This is a genomic window from Faecalibacterium sp. Marseille-P9312 (assembly GCF_902497445.1).
Lineage (GTDB): Bacteria > Bacillota > Clostridia > Oscillospirales > Ruminococcaceae > Faecalibacterium > Faecalibacterium longum.
Map to the genome: position 1 here is coordinate 58,332 of NZ_CABVEW010000010.1, position 14,074 is coordinate 72,405.

Genomic DNA, 14,074 nt, shown 5'->3' on the forward strand with positions numbered 1-14,074 from the left:
GCGTTATTGTCCGACGATGCGCCAGTGTTCGGGCCTGTTATAATCGGTGGTCACGCCGTCGTCGGTATACATCCGGTAGGGCGCAGGCTGGCCGTCGGGCGCGAAGCGCCAGAAGGTGAGGGCCGTATCGTCCAGCTGGGCGGTGTTGGCAGCGGGCTGTGCCACCGGTACGGTGTGGCCCGGACGGATGAAGAGCAGCACCTCGCCAAGTTCGCAGGGCAGATAGTGCCGCCCGGCGGGCAGAACTTCCTCATCGTAGTCGGAGACGCTGCGCAGACGCAGCATCTTCATCCCCTCAGGCAGATAGACCGTCCGGCCATGGGCGTTCTGGGTGTGGATGGGTGCGACCATCAGGCCCTCGCCAAGAAGCAGCTGGTCGTCCACCTCCCGGGCGTCGGGGTCGGCAGGGTAGTCAAAAGCCAAAGGCCGGAAGTAAGGTGCGTCCTCAAGCGCGGCCTTCATGAACTCACTGTAGAGGTAGGGCAGAAGAGCATACCGCAGATTCAGCATATTGCGGATGGCGGGCAGAACATCGGTAAAGCGGTAAAATTCCTGCTCCCGGCTCTCAGCGCCGGCGTGGTTGCGCATGAGAGGGGTGAACAGTCCGAACTCGAGCCAGCGGAGCGCTAGATCGGGGGTGGTGTCCTCACTGAAACCGCACAAATCGGCACCGCTGTAGAGGAAGCCGCACATCTGGACGGCAGGCATCATCTGGATGTTGGCCAGCAGCTGGCTCCACGAGGAGTGATTATCGCCCAGCCAGATCCCGCCCCAACGGTGGGCGCCGATGATGCTGCTGCGGCAGTAGAGCAGAGTGCGCTGGCCGGGACGCAGGGTCTGGAACGCCTCGCCGGCAGCACGGGTCATGCAGCCGCCGTAGAGATTGTGGACGCGGTCGTGGCGCACCCGCCCGGCAGCGGTATCGTGGTAGAAACTGCGGTAGTCCTCGGGGGCATTCATCAGGTCCATCACCGAGCGCACCAGCCCGAAGAAATCGTTCTGGTCGAGGTTATCCTTCCGGCTCAGAGCGGCGGCATTCTCGAAGAAGGCTTTCAGCCGCTCAGGGGAGTAGAAGAGGGCGGGCTCGTTCATGTCGTTCCAGAAACCCTCGATGCCGAGGTCGATGAGCATCTTATACTGTTTGCCGAACCACGCCCGGGCATCGGGACGGAGAAAGTCGGTGAAGTAGGCCTTGCCGGGCCAGACCGCCGCCACAAAGGGTGTGCCGTCTTCCTTGGTGCAGAAATAGCCCTTCTCGAGGCCCTCGCGGCAGACGGGGTCATTGTCGTCGCAGCGGATGCCTGCGTCGATGATGGGAACGAGCCGGATGACCTCGGCTTTCAGGTCGGCGGCAAGCTTGCCAAGGTCGGGGAAGCGGGCCTTGTCGATGGTGAAATCAGCGTAGGACTGCATGTAATCAATGTCCATGCAGATCATGTCCAGCGGCAGATCGTTGGCCTTGTACTGCGCGGCCACCTCCCGGATGTCGGCCTCGGTCTTGTAGCCGAAGCGGCTCTGGGCCAGACCGAACGCCCACTTGGGCGGGATATAGCTGGGGCCGATGAGCTGCCGGAACTCCTTTGCGACCTCTGCCGCTGTAGGGGCTGTGATGAGGTAGAGCGCATAGTTCGGCTCTGCCGTGGCGAAGCGGAGGGTGTCGTGGCGGGGATAGCCGATGTCGTAGCTCACTTTGCCCGGGAAATCGACGAAGATGCCGATGCATTCGCTGCCGTCGGCAGGGGAGATGAGCAGGAAATTGTGGGCGGCGTAGTAGGAAAGCCGGTTTTCGCCGTGCTCACTCTCGTCGGTGTTGTTCGTCTCGTAGTGCCAGCCGCGCTTGTTGAGGCCCCGGGGCATCTCGCCCAAGCCATAGACGATGTCCTTCTCCTGCATGACATACTGCCAGCCATCGCCGTTCGGTGTCAGGTAAGGCACGGGGCCGGTCTCGGCGGGCAGGTCCAGCACGACGCTCTCGGTGGGAAAAGGCTTCCCGATGACAAAACGCTGTATCATAAACAGAGTGCTCCTCTCAGATGATCTTATGTCTATGGTACGCCGTCCGGCCCGGCGGGGCAAGAGAGAAAACCGTCAGAACGATACAACAAAACCAGCATTTTCGCCCGGGAATGCGGCCCGGGGCTTGTTTGGACAGGGGAAAATGGTATATAATAAGTATATTCTAGGAATAAAAGGGAGAACCATCATGTATCAAAAAGGAATCAAGCGGCTGCTGGACGTGGTACTGTCGGCCTGTGGGCTGCTGGTGCTGTCACCGCTGCTGCTTTTGCTCTGCCTTGCCATCAAGCTGGACTCGCCGGGGCCGGTGTTCTTCAAGCAGAAGCGGGTGGGCATCCATAAGAGCTATTTCAACATCCTGAAATTCCGCACCATGCGCATCGATACCCCCCACGACATGCCCACCCATCTGCTCCACGACCCGGAGCAGTATATCACCCGGGTGGGCCGTTTCCTGCGCAAGACCAGTCTGGACGAGCTGCCCCAGCTGTGGAATATCCTTGTGGGCGATATGGCAGTCATCGGTCCGCGCCCGGCCCTCTGGAACCAGTACGACCTGCTGGCCGAACGGGACAAATACGGCGCAAACGACGTCCGCCCCGGCCTGACCGGCTGGGCGCAGATCCATGGCCGCGACGAGCTGGAGATCGCGGAGAAAGCAAAGCTCGACGGCTGGTATGTGGAGCATATGAGCTTCTGGCTGGACGTCAAGTGCTTCTTCGGCACCATCAGGGCTGTGGCCGACCACGACGGCGTGGTGGAGGGCGGCACCGGGACGCTGCACGAAGAAGGAAAGTGATTCGTCCTTTCTCTTGATTTATCCCCCGAAAAGCGTATAATAAAACAGTATACAAGACACAGAAGGAGGATTTCCATGGAACGCACCTATATCAATGAGGTACAAAAGGAAATTGGCAGCACGGTCAAGGTGCAGGGCTTTATCGAGAACCTGCGCAACAGCAAATATATGGCCTTCATCGTGCTGAAGGATATTACCGGCAAACTTCAGATCACCGTCGAGAAGGAGGACCACCCCGAGCTGGTGGAAACCATCGACAAACTGACCCCGGACTCTGTCATCACCGTCACCGGCAAGGTGATGGAGAACGACTACGTCAAGATGGGCGGCATCGAGATGATCCCCGAGACCATCGAGATCGAGAGCATCGCCGACGCGCTGCCCATCGTCCGCAAGGAGATCGCCGCCACCAAGAAGAAGAAGGCTGTGGAGCGTTCCAGCATCGACCAGCGCATCGACTATCGCTGGATCGACCTGCGCACCGACGAGAACCAGCTGATGTTCAAGGCACAGAGCTGCTTCGTCAACGCCATGCGTCAGTTCCTGCTCGAGCGCAGCTTCATCGAGATCCACACCCCGAAGCTCATCGCTGCTGCCAGCGAGAGCGGCTCTGAGGTGTTCAAGGTGGACTACTTCGACCGCAACGCCTATCTGGCCCAGAGCCCTCAGTTCTATAAGCAGATGGCCATGGCCGCCGGCTTCGAGCGCATCTTTGAGACCGGCCCCGTCTTCCGCGCGGAGAAGAGCTACACCAATAAGCACTCCACCGAGTTCTCCGGCTTCGACCTTGAGTTCAGCTACATCACCTCTTACAAGGACGTCATGAAGATGGAGGAAGAGCTTCTGACTGCCGGTCTGAAGGCCGTCAAGGAGCAGTACGGCGAGCAGATCAAGGAGCTGTTTGGTCTGGAAGTCGTCGTCCCCACCACTCCGTTCCCCGTGGTCAAGCTGGCCGACCTGTACAAGAGTCTGGAAGAGGAGTTCGGCTACACGGTCGATGAGAGCGAGAAGGGCGACCTGACCACCGAGGCCGAGCGCCTGAGCTACGACTGGGTCAAGAAGCACTACGGCCACGAGTTCCTGTTCATCACCGACTACTCCGCCGAGAAGCGCGCTTTCTACCACATGCGCGACGAGAACGGCGTACCGCAGGGCTACGACCTCATCTGGCGCGGCGTGGAGATCACCACCGGCGCACAGCGTGAGCATCGCTACGACGTGCTGAAGAAGCAGGCAGAGGAGAAGGGGCTGGCCGATGACGTCAAGTTCTATCTGGAGTTCTTCCAGTACGGCTGCCCTCCGCACGGCGGCTTCGGTCTGGGCATCGACCGTCTGACCATGCTGCTCTGCGGCCAGTCCATCAAGGACGCCGAGTTCCTGTTCCGCGGCCCCAACCGTCTGACTCCGTAACCTCTTTAAGGCTCTCCCTTTGGGAGAGCTGGCGCGCAAGCGCCTGAGAGGGCAAGGATGCCGACGGAAAATCGCAGGCGCGGCGATAGTATCGCTCTGACAAAGAGCCTGCTTATCGCTGTGCGGAAACTCTTTTATACCGGGCTTGCCCTCTCCGTCACCTTCGGTGACACCTCTCCCAAGGGGAGAGGCTTACAGCAACAATAAAAGCCAGCGCACATTTCTCGTGCGCTGGCTTTTCTGCATCTTACAGCTTACTGGATGCCGGTGACCTTGTAGTCCTGTGCCTCGACGGCGTTCTTGAGCACGTCGTCGGCGACCTCGGCGTTCAGTGTGACGATGGCGGTGCCGGCCTCGTGGCTCACGACAGCCTCGTCCACCTCGGGCAGGGCTTCCAGAGCCTTCTTCACGCGGGCTTCGCAGTGGCCGCACATCATGCCTTCCACTTTCAGGGTCTTCTTCATGGTATGATCCTCCATTTTGACTTCGGGCGCTTCGGCGTCCGATTTTTTGTTATTTTCAGCCGCAGACTGCACCGGGGCAGCAGCGGGAGAAGCGGTTTTGTGGTCGTGCCTGGTGCTGTGCAAATCGAACAGGTTCAGCCGCAGGGCGTTGCTCACGACGCAGAAGCTGGACAGGCTCATGGCAGCAGCACCGAACATGGGATTCAGGGTCAGGCCGAAGGGGATGAACAGACCAGCCGCCAGCGGGATGCCGATGATGTTGTAGATGAACGCCCAGAACAGGTTCTCGTGGATGTTCCGCAGGGTGGCGCGGCTGAGACGGATGGCCGCAGGCACGTCCGAGAGCTTTGAGTTCATCAGCACGACGTCGGCGGCGTCAATGGCCACGTCGGTGCCTGCGCCGATGGCAATGCCGGTGTCGGCACGGGTGAGGGCGGGAGCGTCGTTGATGCCGTCACCCACCATGGCCACCTTGCCGCTGGCCTGCAGCTGGCGGATGACGGCCTCCTTGCCGTCGGGCAGGACGCCCGCGATGACCTCGTCCACGCCCGCCTGCCTGCCGATGGCGTCGGCGGTGCGCTGGTTGTCGCCGGTGAGCATCACGACCCGGATGCCCATGTTCTGCAGCTGACGGATGGCTTCGGGGCTGTCCTCCTTGATGGTGTCGGCCACGGCGATAACGCCCAGCAGACGGCCTGCGCCGCCGAAGAAGAGGGGAGTCTTGCCCTCAGAGGCCAGCTTTTCAGCCTGCTGTGCCAGTGCGGCGGGCAGGGTGAGCTTGGTCTGGATGAAGGCGGCATTGCCGGCATAGATGTCCATGCCGTCCAGCTTGGCCGCCAGACCATTGCCCGGCAGGGCCGCGAAGTCAGTGACTTCCGGGGGAGTGATGGCCTTTGCCTCGGCGTCGGCAAGAACTGCCTTTGCCAGAGGGTGCTCGCTGCGGCTTTCCAGCGCTGCGGCCAGCGTCAGCAGCTCCGTCTCGGTGACGCCCTCAGCGGGCAGCAGGTCGGTGACGCGGGGTGCGCCCTCGGTGATGGTGCCGGTCTTGTCCAGCGCCACGATCTGGGTGCGGCCTGCGGCTTCCAGCGAGGCGGCAGTCTTGAAGAGGATGCCGTTCTTGGCGCCGAGGCCATTGCCCACCATAATAGCCACAGGGGTTGCAAGGCCCAGTGCGCAGGGGCAGCTGATGACCAGCACGGAGATGCCGCGGGCCAGCGCATAGCCCAGCTCATGGCCCAGCAGCAGCCAGACGATGGTGGTGAGGACGGCGATGGAGATGACCGCCGGGACGAAGAAGCCCGACACGGTGTCGGCGATCTTGGCGATAGGAGCTTTGGTGGCGGCGGCATCGCTGACCATCTTGATGATCTGAGCCAGCGTGGTATCCTCGCCCACGCGGGTGGCCTCGCAGCGGAGGAAGCCCGACTGGTTGGTGGTGGCGGCGCTGACTTTGTCGCCGACGGCCTTGTCCACCGGGATGCTCTCGCCGGTCAGGGCGCTCTCATTGACTGCACTGGTGCCTTCCAGCACCACGCCGTCCACCGGGATATTCTCGCCGGGGCGGACCACAAAGACGTCGCCCTTCTGCACGTCGGCGATGGCCACGGTCACTTCCGCGCCGTCCCGCACCAGCGTGGCGGTCTTGGGGGCCAGCTTCATCAGGCTCTTGAGGGCGTCGGTGGTCTTGCCCTTGGAGCGGGCTTCCAGCATCTTGCCCACCGTGATAAGGGTCAGGATCATGGCGGCAGACTCGAAGTAGAACTCCATCATATAGTGCATGACGAGCGCGTCGCTGCCGTCCACCTGAGCGCGGGTCATGGCGAAGAGGGCGTAAGTGCTCCACACGAAGCTTGCCATGGAGCCGAGGGCCACCAGCGTATCCATGTTGGGTGCGCCGTGGATGAGGCCCTTGAAGCCGTTGATGAAGAACTTCTGGTTGATGACCATGACGATGCCCGCCAGCAGCAGCTGGACAAGGCCCATGGCGACGTGGTTGCCGTCGAACCAGTGGGGCAGGGGCCAGCCCCACATCATGTGGCCCATGGAGAAGTACATCAGCACCAGCAGGAAGCCCAGCGAGGCGATGAGGCGGCGCTTGAGCTTCGGTGTCTCGCGGTCAGCCAGTGCGTCGAGGTCGGCGCTGGCGTCCGAAGTCTTACTGGCAGAGGCATTCTTCGGGCTTGCGCCGTAGCCTGCCTCCTGCACAGCCGAGAGGATGGCGGCAGGGGAGGCTGTGCCTTCCACGCCCATGGAGTTTGTCAGAAGGCTCACCGAGCAGCTCGTGACGCCCGGCACCTTCTTCACGGCCTTTTCTACCCGGGCAGAGCAGGCCGCGCAGCTCATGCCCGTGACATTGTATTGTTCCATTGCGGATTCCTTTCCCTCTTATAGGATGCCCGGAACGGGATCATTTCATGAGCCGGGGCAGCAGCTGCAGCAGTTCGTCCAGCTTCTGCGTCCCGCCGGCTCTCAAATCGTCGGCCACGCAGGTGCGGACGTGCTGGCTCAGCAGCTCTTTGGAAAAGCCGTTCAGTGCAGCGTTCACCGCAGCCACCTGCACCAGAATATCGGCGCAGTAGACGTCCTTGTCCAGCATCGCGCGGATGCCGCGCACCTGGCCCTCGATGCGGCTCAGCCGGTTGGCGAGGGCGCGGTACTCCTCAGGGGTACGGTCCTTGTGGCGGCAGCAGGAGGGGGCAGTATCCTTTTCGGCAGGCTCAGTGGCGTAGCAGGGCTTTTTTTCAGCATCAGTCATAGCAGATGACTCCTTTCCGGGTGTATCAGTGTGAAGAGGAAATGTACCCTGTGGGGGTAAATCTCCTGATATTCTGATTTTACCACTTGGGGGTATCTGTTTCAAGTGGGTAGAATGCGCTAACTGTGAAAACTTTGTGAAAATAAGAGCCCCGAAATGCAGAAACGGGAGCCTCCCGGTAAAGGAAAGCTCCCGTTTCTGTTTAGGATAGGAAAGAGAATGTCATAAATAGAGGGAGGGGGTCACAGGTTGGTGTAACCCATCAGATAGCGGTCCACCTCGGCGGCGCAGTCGCGGCCCTCCCGCAGGCCCCAGACCACAAGACTCTGACCCCGGCGCATATCGCCGCAGACAAAGACCTTGTCTACATTGGTGCGGAAGCCGTGGTCGGCCACATTGCCCCGGGCGTTCCGCTCCACGCCGAACGCCTCGGCCACATAGTCCTCGCAGCCCACGAAACCGGCGGCGATAAAGGCCAGCTGGCAGTCGTAGGTGAACTCTTCGCCGGTGGGTACCATGCTGGTACGGCCGGTGTCGGGGTCACGCTGGGGCTTGAGATAGGAGATGACCGCGCCGGTCAGATTGCCGGCGTCGTCCTTCAGAAACTCTTTGACGGTGGTCTGGTAGACGCGGGGGTCTTTGCCGAACTTGGCGAGGCACTCGGTCTGGCCGTAGTCCACCTTCAGCACCTTGGGCCACTCGGGCCAGGGGTTATTCGCGGCCCGCTCTTTCGGGGGCTGGGGCATCATTTCCAGTGCCACGAGGTCGGTGCAGCCCTGCCGCAGGGCGGTACCCTGACAGTCGTTGCCGGTGTCGCCGCCGCCGATGACGAGGACATTCCTGCCTGCCGCGTTGATGGCCCTGCCGTCGGCAAACTTGCTGTCCAGCAGGCTTCTGGTCACGCTGGTGAGGTAGTCTACCGCGAGGTAAACTCCCTTCGCGTCGCGGCCCGGGACGTTCAGATCGCGGGCTTTCTTGGCACCGCAGCAGAGCACGATGGCGTCATAGCTGTTCAAAATCTCAGCGGCATCCACAGCCCCGCCCACATCCATGTTGGTGCGGAACTCGACGCCCTCAGCCTGCATGATCTTGATGCGGCGCTCGATGACGGATTTGTCCAGCTTCATGTTGGGGATGCCGTACATCAGCAGACCACCCACCCGGTCAGCACGCTCGAAGACGGTGACGGCATGGCCCCGGATGTTGAGGTATTCGGCCACCGACAGGCCCGAAGGGCCGCTGCCGATGACGGCCACGCTCTTGCCGGTGCGGGCCGGAGGCGGGGCGGCGTGGAGCCAGCCCTTGGCGTAGCCCGTCTCCACGATGGCGTGTTCATTTTCCCGGACAGTGACGCTGCTGCCGGTGACGTCGCCGCAGGTGCAGGCGGCCTCACACAGGGCAGGGCAGACCCGGCTCGTGAACTCCGGGAAGCGGTTGGTGGTGCGCAGGCGGCGGAGCGCCAGCTCCCACTTGCCCTGATAGACCAAATCATTCCACTCGGGGATGAGGTTGTTCAGCGGACAGCCGGAGGCCATGCCGCCGATCATCATGCCCGCCTGGCAGAAGGGGACGCCGCAGTCCATGCAGCGGGCTGCCTGGGTCTGCTGCTCCTCCCGGGAGAGCCAGATGTGAAATTCGTTAAAGTTTTCAATGCGCTCCAGCGGCGGAACATCCGTGCTGGTCTTGCGCGTGTAATCCATAAAACCAGTGAGTTTTGCCATGATGTTCCCCTCCTTACTTGTTCTTCTGCACGGCGTAGAATGCTTCGATCTGCGCCTGCTCGCCGTCGAGTCCGCGCTCTTCCATCGAGGCGATGACCCGCAGCATATGGTCGTAATCGTAGGGGAGGACTTTCTTGAACTTGGGCAGGAACTCGCTGAAATCGTCCAGGATCTCCTTGCCGCGGGGCGAGCCGGTCAGCTCGACGTGCTCCCGGATGAGCTCTTTCAGGGTGGCGACGTCGTACTTGTGCTCCACCGGCTCGAGGCTGACGGTCTCCTTGTTCACCCGCTGGTAGAAATCCCAGTTCTCATCCAGAACATAGGCGATGCCGCCGGTCATGCCGGCTGCAAAGTTCTTGCCGGTCTGGCCCAGAACGACGACGGTGCCGCCGGTCATGTACTCGCAGCCGTGGTCGCCCACGCCCTCGACGACGGCCACAGCGCCCGAGTTGCGGACGCAGAAGCGCTCACCGGCCACACCGGAAACAAAGGCTTTGCCGCTGGTGGCACCGTAGAGTGCCACGTTGCCGATGATGATGTTCTCTTCGGGCTTGAAGGTGATGCCCTCGGGCGGGCGGACGACGAGCTTGCCGCCGGAGAGGCCCTTGCCCATGTAGTCGTTGCAGTCGCCGGTCAGCTCCAGCGTCAGACCCTTGGGAATGAATGCGCCGAAGCTCTGGCCACCTGCACCGGTGCAGTGGACGGTGTAGACGTCATCGGGCAGGTCGCTGCCGTACTTGCGGGTGATCTCGCTGCCGAAGATGGCACCAAAGGCGCGGTCGGTGTTGGAGACATCCAGCTTCACGCTCTGAGGGGTCTTGCTGCTGAGCTTGAATTTCTTCATCAGCACCTTCATGTCCAGAGTGTCTTCCAGATGGAAGTCGTAGGTGTCTTCCTTCTGGAAGTGGACATTGCTGTTGACGATGGCGGGGTTGTGCAGGATGCAGTCGAGGTCCATCTTGGACATCCGGCTGTCGGCAGGGGCAGACTTGACATGGAGCAGGTCGGTGCGGCCCACCAGCTCGTCAATGGTACGGATGCCCAGCTTTGCCATGTATTCGCGCAGCTCCTGCGCCACGAAGGTCAGGTAGTTGATGATATACTCGGGCTTGCCGTGGAAGTGCTTGCGCAGCTCGGGGTTCTGGGTGCAGATGCCCATGGGGCAGGTGTCGAGGTTGCAGACACGCATCATGACGCAGCCCATGGTCATCAGCAGAGAGGTGCCGAAGCCGAATTCCTCAGCGCCCAGCATACAGCTGATGGCCACATCGCGGCCGGAGAGCAGCTTGGAATCGCTCTCGATGCGCACACGGGTGCGCAGACCGTTGAGGATAAGGGTCTGGTGGGTCTCGGCGATGCCAAGCTCCCAGGGCAGACCGGCATCTTTGATGGAGTTGCGGGGCGCTGCGCCCGTGCCGCCGTCGTAGCCGGAAACAAGGATGACCTGTGCGCCGCCCTTGGCGACACCGGCAGCGATGGTGCCGACGCCGGCCTCACTGACCAGCTTGACGTTGATGTTGGCGTGGCGGTTGGCATTCTTGAGGTCGTAGATAAGCTCTGCAAGGTCTTCGATGGAGTAGATGTCGTGGTGCGGCGGGGGAGAGATGAGGCCGACACCGGTAGTGCTGTGGCGGGTCTTGGCGATCCACGGGTACACTTTTGCGCCGGGCAGATTGCCGCCCTCGCCGGGCTTTGCGCCCTGTGCCAGCTTGATTTGGATCTCTTCCGCGCTCACCAGATACTTGCTGGTGACGCCGAAGCGGGCGGAAGCCACCTGCTTTATCTTGGAATTGCTCTCGCTGTGGTAGCGCTCTTCAGGCTCGCCGCCCTCGCCGGTGTTGCTCCGGCCGCCGAGGCGGTTCAGCGCGATGGCGATGGTCTCGTGGGCCTCGCTGCTCAGTGCGCCGTAGCTCATGGCAGCGGCCTTGAACCGCTTGACGATGGAGCTCACCGGCTCCACCTCGTCCAGCGGGATGCCGCCGTCGGGGGCATAGCTGAAGTCCAGCAGACTGCGCAGATGGACGCCGTTCTGGCCCATGTTGTCCACGGTGTGGGTGAACTGCTTGAAGGTGTCGTAGTCACCGGTGAAGCAGGCTTTCTGGAACAGGTGGATGGTCTGAGGGTTGAAGAGGTGCTCTTCCTTGCCGCTGCGGAACTTGTGGGCGCCGCCGTCTTCCAGCTGCATGTTGATGTCAAGGCCCAGCGGGTCGAAGGCTGCGTTGTGCAGGGCCTCCACGTCAGCCTGAATGTCCTCGAGGCCGATGCCGCCCACACGGCTCACCGTGCCGGTGAAATACTTGTCGATGACGTCCTTGGAGATGCCGACGGCCTCGAAGATCTGGCTGCTCTGGTAGCTCTGGATGGTGGAGATGCCCATCTTAGAGGCGATCTTCACGATGCCGCCCAGCACAGCCTTGTTGTAGTCGTCCACGGCGGCGTAATAATCCTTGTCCAGCAGGCCGTCGTCGATGAGCTGGCCGATGGTCTCATGGGCCAGATAGGGGTTGACGGCACAGGCACCGTAGCCCAGCAGAGCGGCAAAGTGATGCACTTCATGAGGCTCGGCGCTCTCGAGGATGAGAGCCAGTGCGGTGCTCTTCTTGGTGCGGATGAGGTACTGGGACACCGCCGACACCGCCAGCAGGCTGGGGATGGCCACATGGTACTCGTCAATGTCCCGGTCGGACAGGATGATGATGTTGGCACCCTCTTTATAAGCGCGGTCTACCTCAAGGAAGACGCGGTCGATGGCCTTTTCGAGGCTGGTGTTCTTGTAGTAGTTGATGGAGACAGTGGAGACTTTGAAGCCCGGGACGTTCATGTACTTGATGCGGAGAAGGTCAGTGGACGTGAGGATGGGATTGTTGACCTTGAGCACCTTGCAGTTTTCGGGCTTGTCTTCCAGCAGGTTGCCGTGTGCGCCCACATAGACGCTGGTGGAGGTGACGACCTTCTCGCGGATGGCGTCGATGGGTGGGTTCGTGACCTGTGCAAAACGCTGCTTGAAGTAGTTGAAGAGCGGCGGGTGCTGGCCGCTGAGAACGGCAAGCGGGGTATCGGTACCCATTGCGCCGGAAGGCTCTGCGCCCTGACGTGCCATGGGCAGGATGAGGGTGCTGATGTCCTCATACTTGTAGCCGAACACCTTCTGCAGGCGCAGCAGGTCGTCGCCGGTATAGCTGGGGGTCTTGATGTTGGGGATCTTGAGGTCCTTCAGCTGGACGAGGTTGCGGTCGATCCACTCGCCGTACGGCTCACGGCTGGCGTAGTATTCCTTCAGCTTCTCGTCGTCCACGACTTCGCCCTTGACGGTGTTCACCAGCAGCATCTTGCCGGGGCGGAGACGGTCTTTGACCAGAATGTTCTCCGGCTCACAGGGCAGCACGCCCACCTCGGAAGAGAGGATCATCCTGCCGTCTTTGGTGATGTAGTAGCGGCTGGGGCGCAGACCGTTGCGGTCCAGCACAGCGCCCACCACGTCGCCGTCGGAGAAGAGGATGGCCGCAGGACCGTCCCAGGGCTCCAGCATGGTGGCGTAATACTGGTAGAAGTCCCGCTTTTTCTGGCTGATGTTCTTGTTGTTCTCCCAGGGCTCCGGAATGGTGATCATGACGGCCAGCGGCAGGTCCATGCCGTTCATCACCATGAACTCGAGGGCGTTGTCCAGCATGGCGGAGTCGGAGCCGGAGGTGTTGATGATGGGCAGGATCTTGTTCATGTCCTCCTTCATGATGGGGGAGGAGATGGTCTCTTCACGGGCCAGCATGGCGTCGGTGTTGCCCTTGATGGTGTTGATCTCGCCGTTGTGGAGGATGAAGCGGTTGGGGTGGGCGCGCATCCAGCTGGGGTTGGTGTTGGTGGAAAAGCGGCTGTGGACCATGCCGATGGCGGATTCATAGTCCTCGTCCTGCAGATCGAGGTAGAACTGGCGCAGGTCGTGGACAAGGAACATGCCCTTGTACACGATGGTGCGGCTCGAAAGGCTGGGGACATAGGTGCCGTTGCTGGCCTGCTCGAAGACCCGGCGGACGATGTAGAGCTTGCGGTCAAAGTCGATGCCCTTGCTCACCTTGGCGGGCTTTTTGATGAAGCACTGCCAGATGGCGGGCATACAGTCGCGGGCTTTCTGGCCCACGGCGTCGGGGTCTACAGGCACTTTGCGCCATGCCAGAAACTCGAGCCCCTCTTTGCGGGTGACAAGCTCAAAAAGCTTCATGGCCTGGGCGCGCAGGTGTTCGTTCTGAGGAAAGAAGAACATACCTACGCCGTATTCACGCTCGTTGCCAAGGCGGATGTTCAGCTCGTCGGCCACCTTGGTAAAGAAGCGGTGGCTGATCTGCAGCATGATGCCCACGCCGTCGCCGGTCTTGCCCTCGGCGTCCTTGCCGGCGCGGTGCTCAAGGCGCTCCACGATGGACAGCGCGTCGCTGACGGTCTGGTGGCTCTTGCGGCCCTTGATGTCCACGACAGCACCGATGCCGCAGGCGTCGTGCTCGAACTGGGGGTCATAGAGGCCCAGAGGCCCTTTTTGCTCCGTGAAATTTTCCATAGACTTTCCCATCCTTTTTTCGATTTTCCGGAGAATATCCTGACAATGCTGCGGCACATTCCGCAGAGTCCCTCTGAATGCCGGTAGAAAGAAAAGGCGTCCCAGATGGGTCGGCGAAGACTCATCTGGAACGCCCTTGTTCCGGATAACAAGAATATTATACAAAGGTGCTGAAAAAGATTCAAGTGACAGCTGCACCAAATGTGGGTACACCGGCCCTCTTTTTTCTTGTTCAAAACAGACACACCCGGTGGGCAGAAGTATGGCTTTTTGCAGGCGCTGCCGCGCCCATCACGGGGCATAAAAACATCCTTTCGTTGCCTTGACCGGCAGGGAAGGGTGTTTTTGCATTTCCGGCCC

7 protein-coding genes are annotated in these 14,074 nt (G+C 61.1%); 2 read left to right on the forward strand and 5 right to left on the reverse strand.

The annotated features are described in order from the left end of the window. Window positions 1-3 precede the first annotated feature (3 nt). Complete coding sequence (locus tag F3G95_RS09060) at window positions 4-2,013, reverse strand: TIM-barrel domain-containing protein (RefSeq protein ID WP_149794668.1); 2,010 nt, start codon at window positions 2,011-2,013, stop codon at window positions 4-6. Window positions 2,014-2,203: 190 nt separating this feature from the next. On the opposite strand from F3G95_RS09060, the gene F3G95_RS09065 reads away from it, so the two are divergent. Together F3G95_RS09065 and aspS are read left to right on the forward strand one after the other, a co-directional pair. Continuing rightward, entirely contained in the window at window positions 2,204-2,815 is a 612-nt protein-coding gene (locus F3G95_RS09065) for a sugar transferase (protein ID WP_149794669.1), read from the forward strand. A gap of 75 nt (window positions 2,816-2,890) precedes the next feature. Beyond that, a complete protein-coding gene (gene aspS, locus F3G95_RS09070; RefSeq protein ID WP_149794670.1) occupies window positions 2,891-4,225 on the forward strand; it encodes an aspartate--tRNA(Asn) ligase in 1,335 nt (444 codons plus the stop codon). Window positions 4,226-4,479: 254 nt separating this feature from the next. Here aspS and F3G95_RS09075 read toward each other — a convergent pair whose 3' ends face one another. From F3G95_RS09075 to gltB, 4 genes are all read right to left on the reverse strand, one after another. Next, window positions 4,480-7,056: a heavy metal translocating P-type ATPase gene (locus tag F3G95_RS09075; RefSeq protein WP_149794671.1), complete on the reverse strand. Its 2,577-nt coding sequence runs from the start codon at window positions 7,054-7,056 to the stop codon at window positions 4,480-4,482. Between the two features lie 40 nt (window positions 7,057-7,096). Continuing rightward, entirely contained in the window at window positions 7,097-7,444 is a 348-nt protein-coding gene (locus F3G95_RS09080) for a metal-sensing transcriptional repressor (RefSeq protein ID WP_149794672.1), read from the reverse strand. Between the two features lie 242 nt (window positions 7,445-7,686). Beyond that, the gene (locus F3G95_RS09085; protein WP_149794673.1) at window positions 7,687-9,165 is read right to left on the reverse strand and encodes a glutamate synthase subunit beta; all 1,479 of its coding nucleotides are present in this window, start codon (window positions 9,163-9,165) and stop codon (window positions 7,687-7,689) included. 13 nt (window positions 9,166-9,178) lie between these two features. Continuing rightward, complete coding sequence (gene gltB / locus F3G95_RS09090) at window positions 9,179-13,714, reverse strand: glutamate synthase large subunit (protein WP_149794674.1); 4,536 nt, start codon at window positions 13,712-13,714, stop codon at window positions 9,179-9,181. Between the last annotated feature and the right edge of the window lie 360 nt (window positions 13,715-14,074).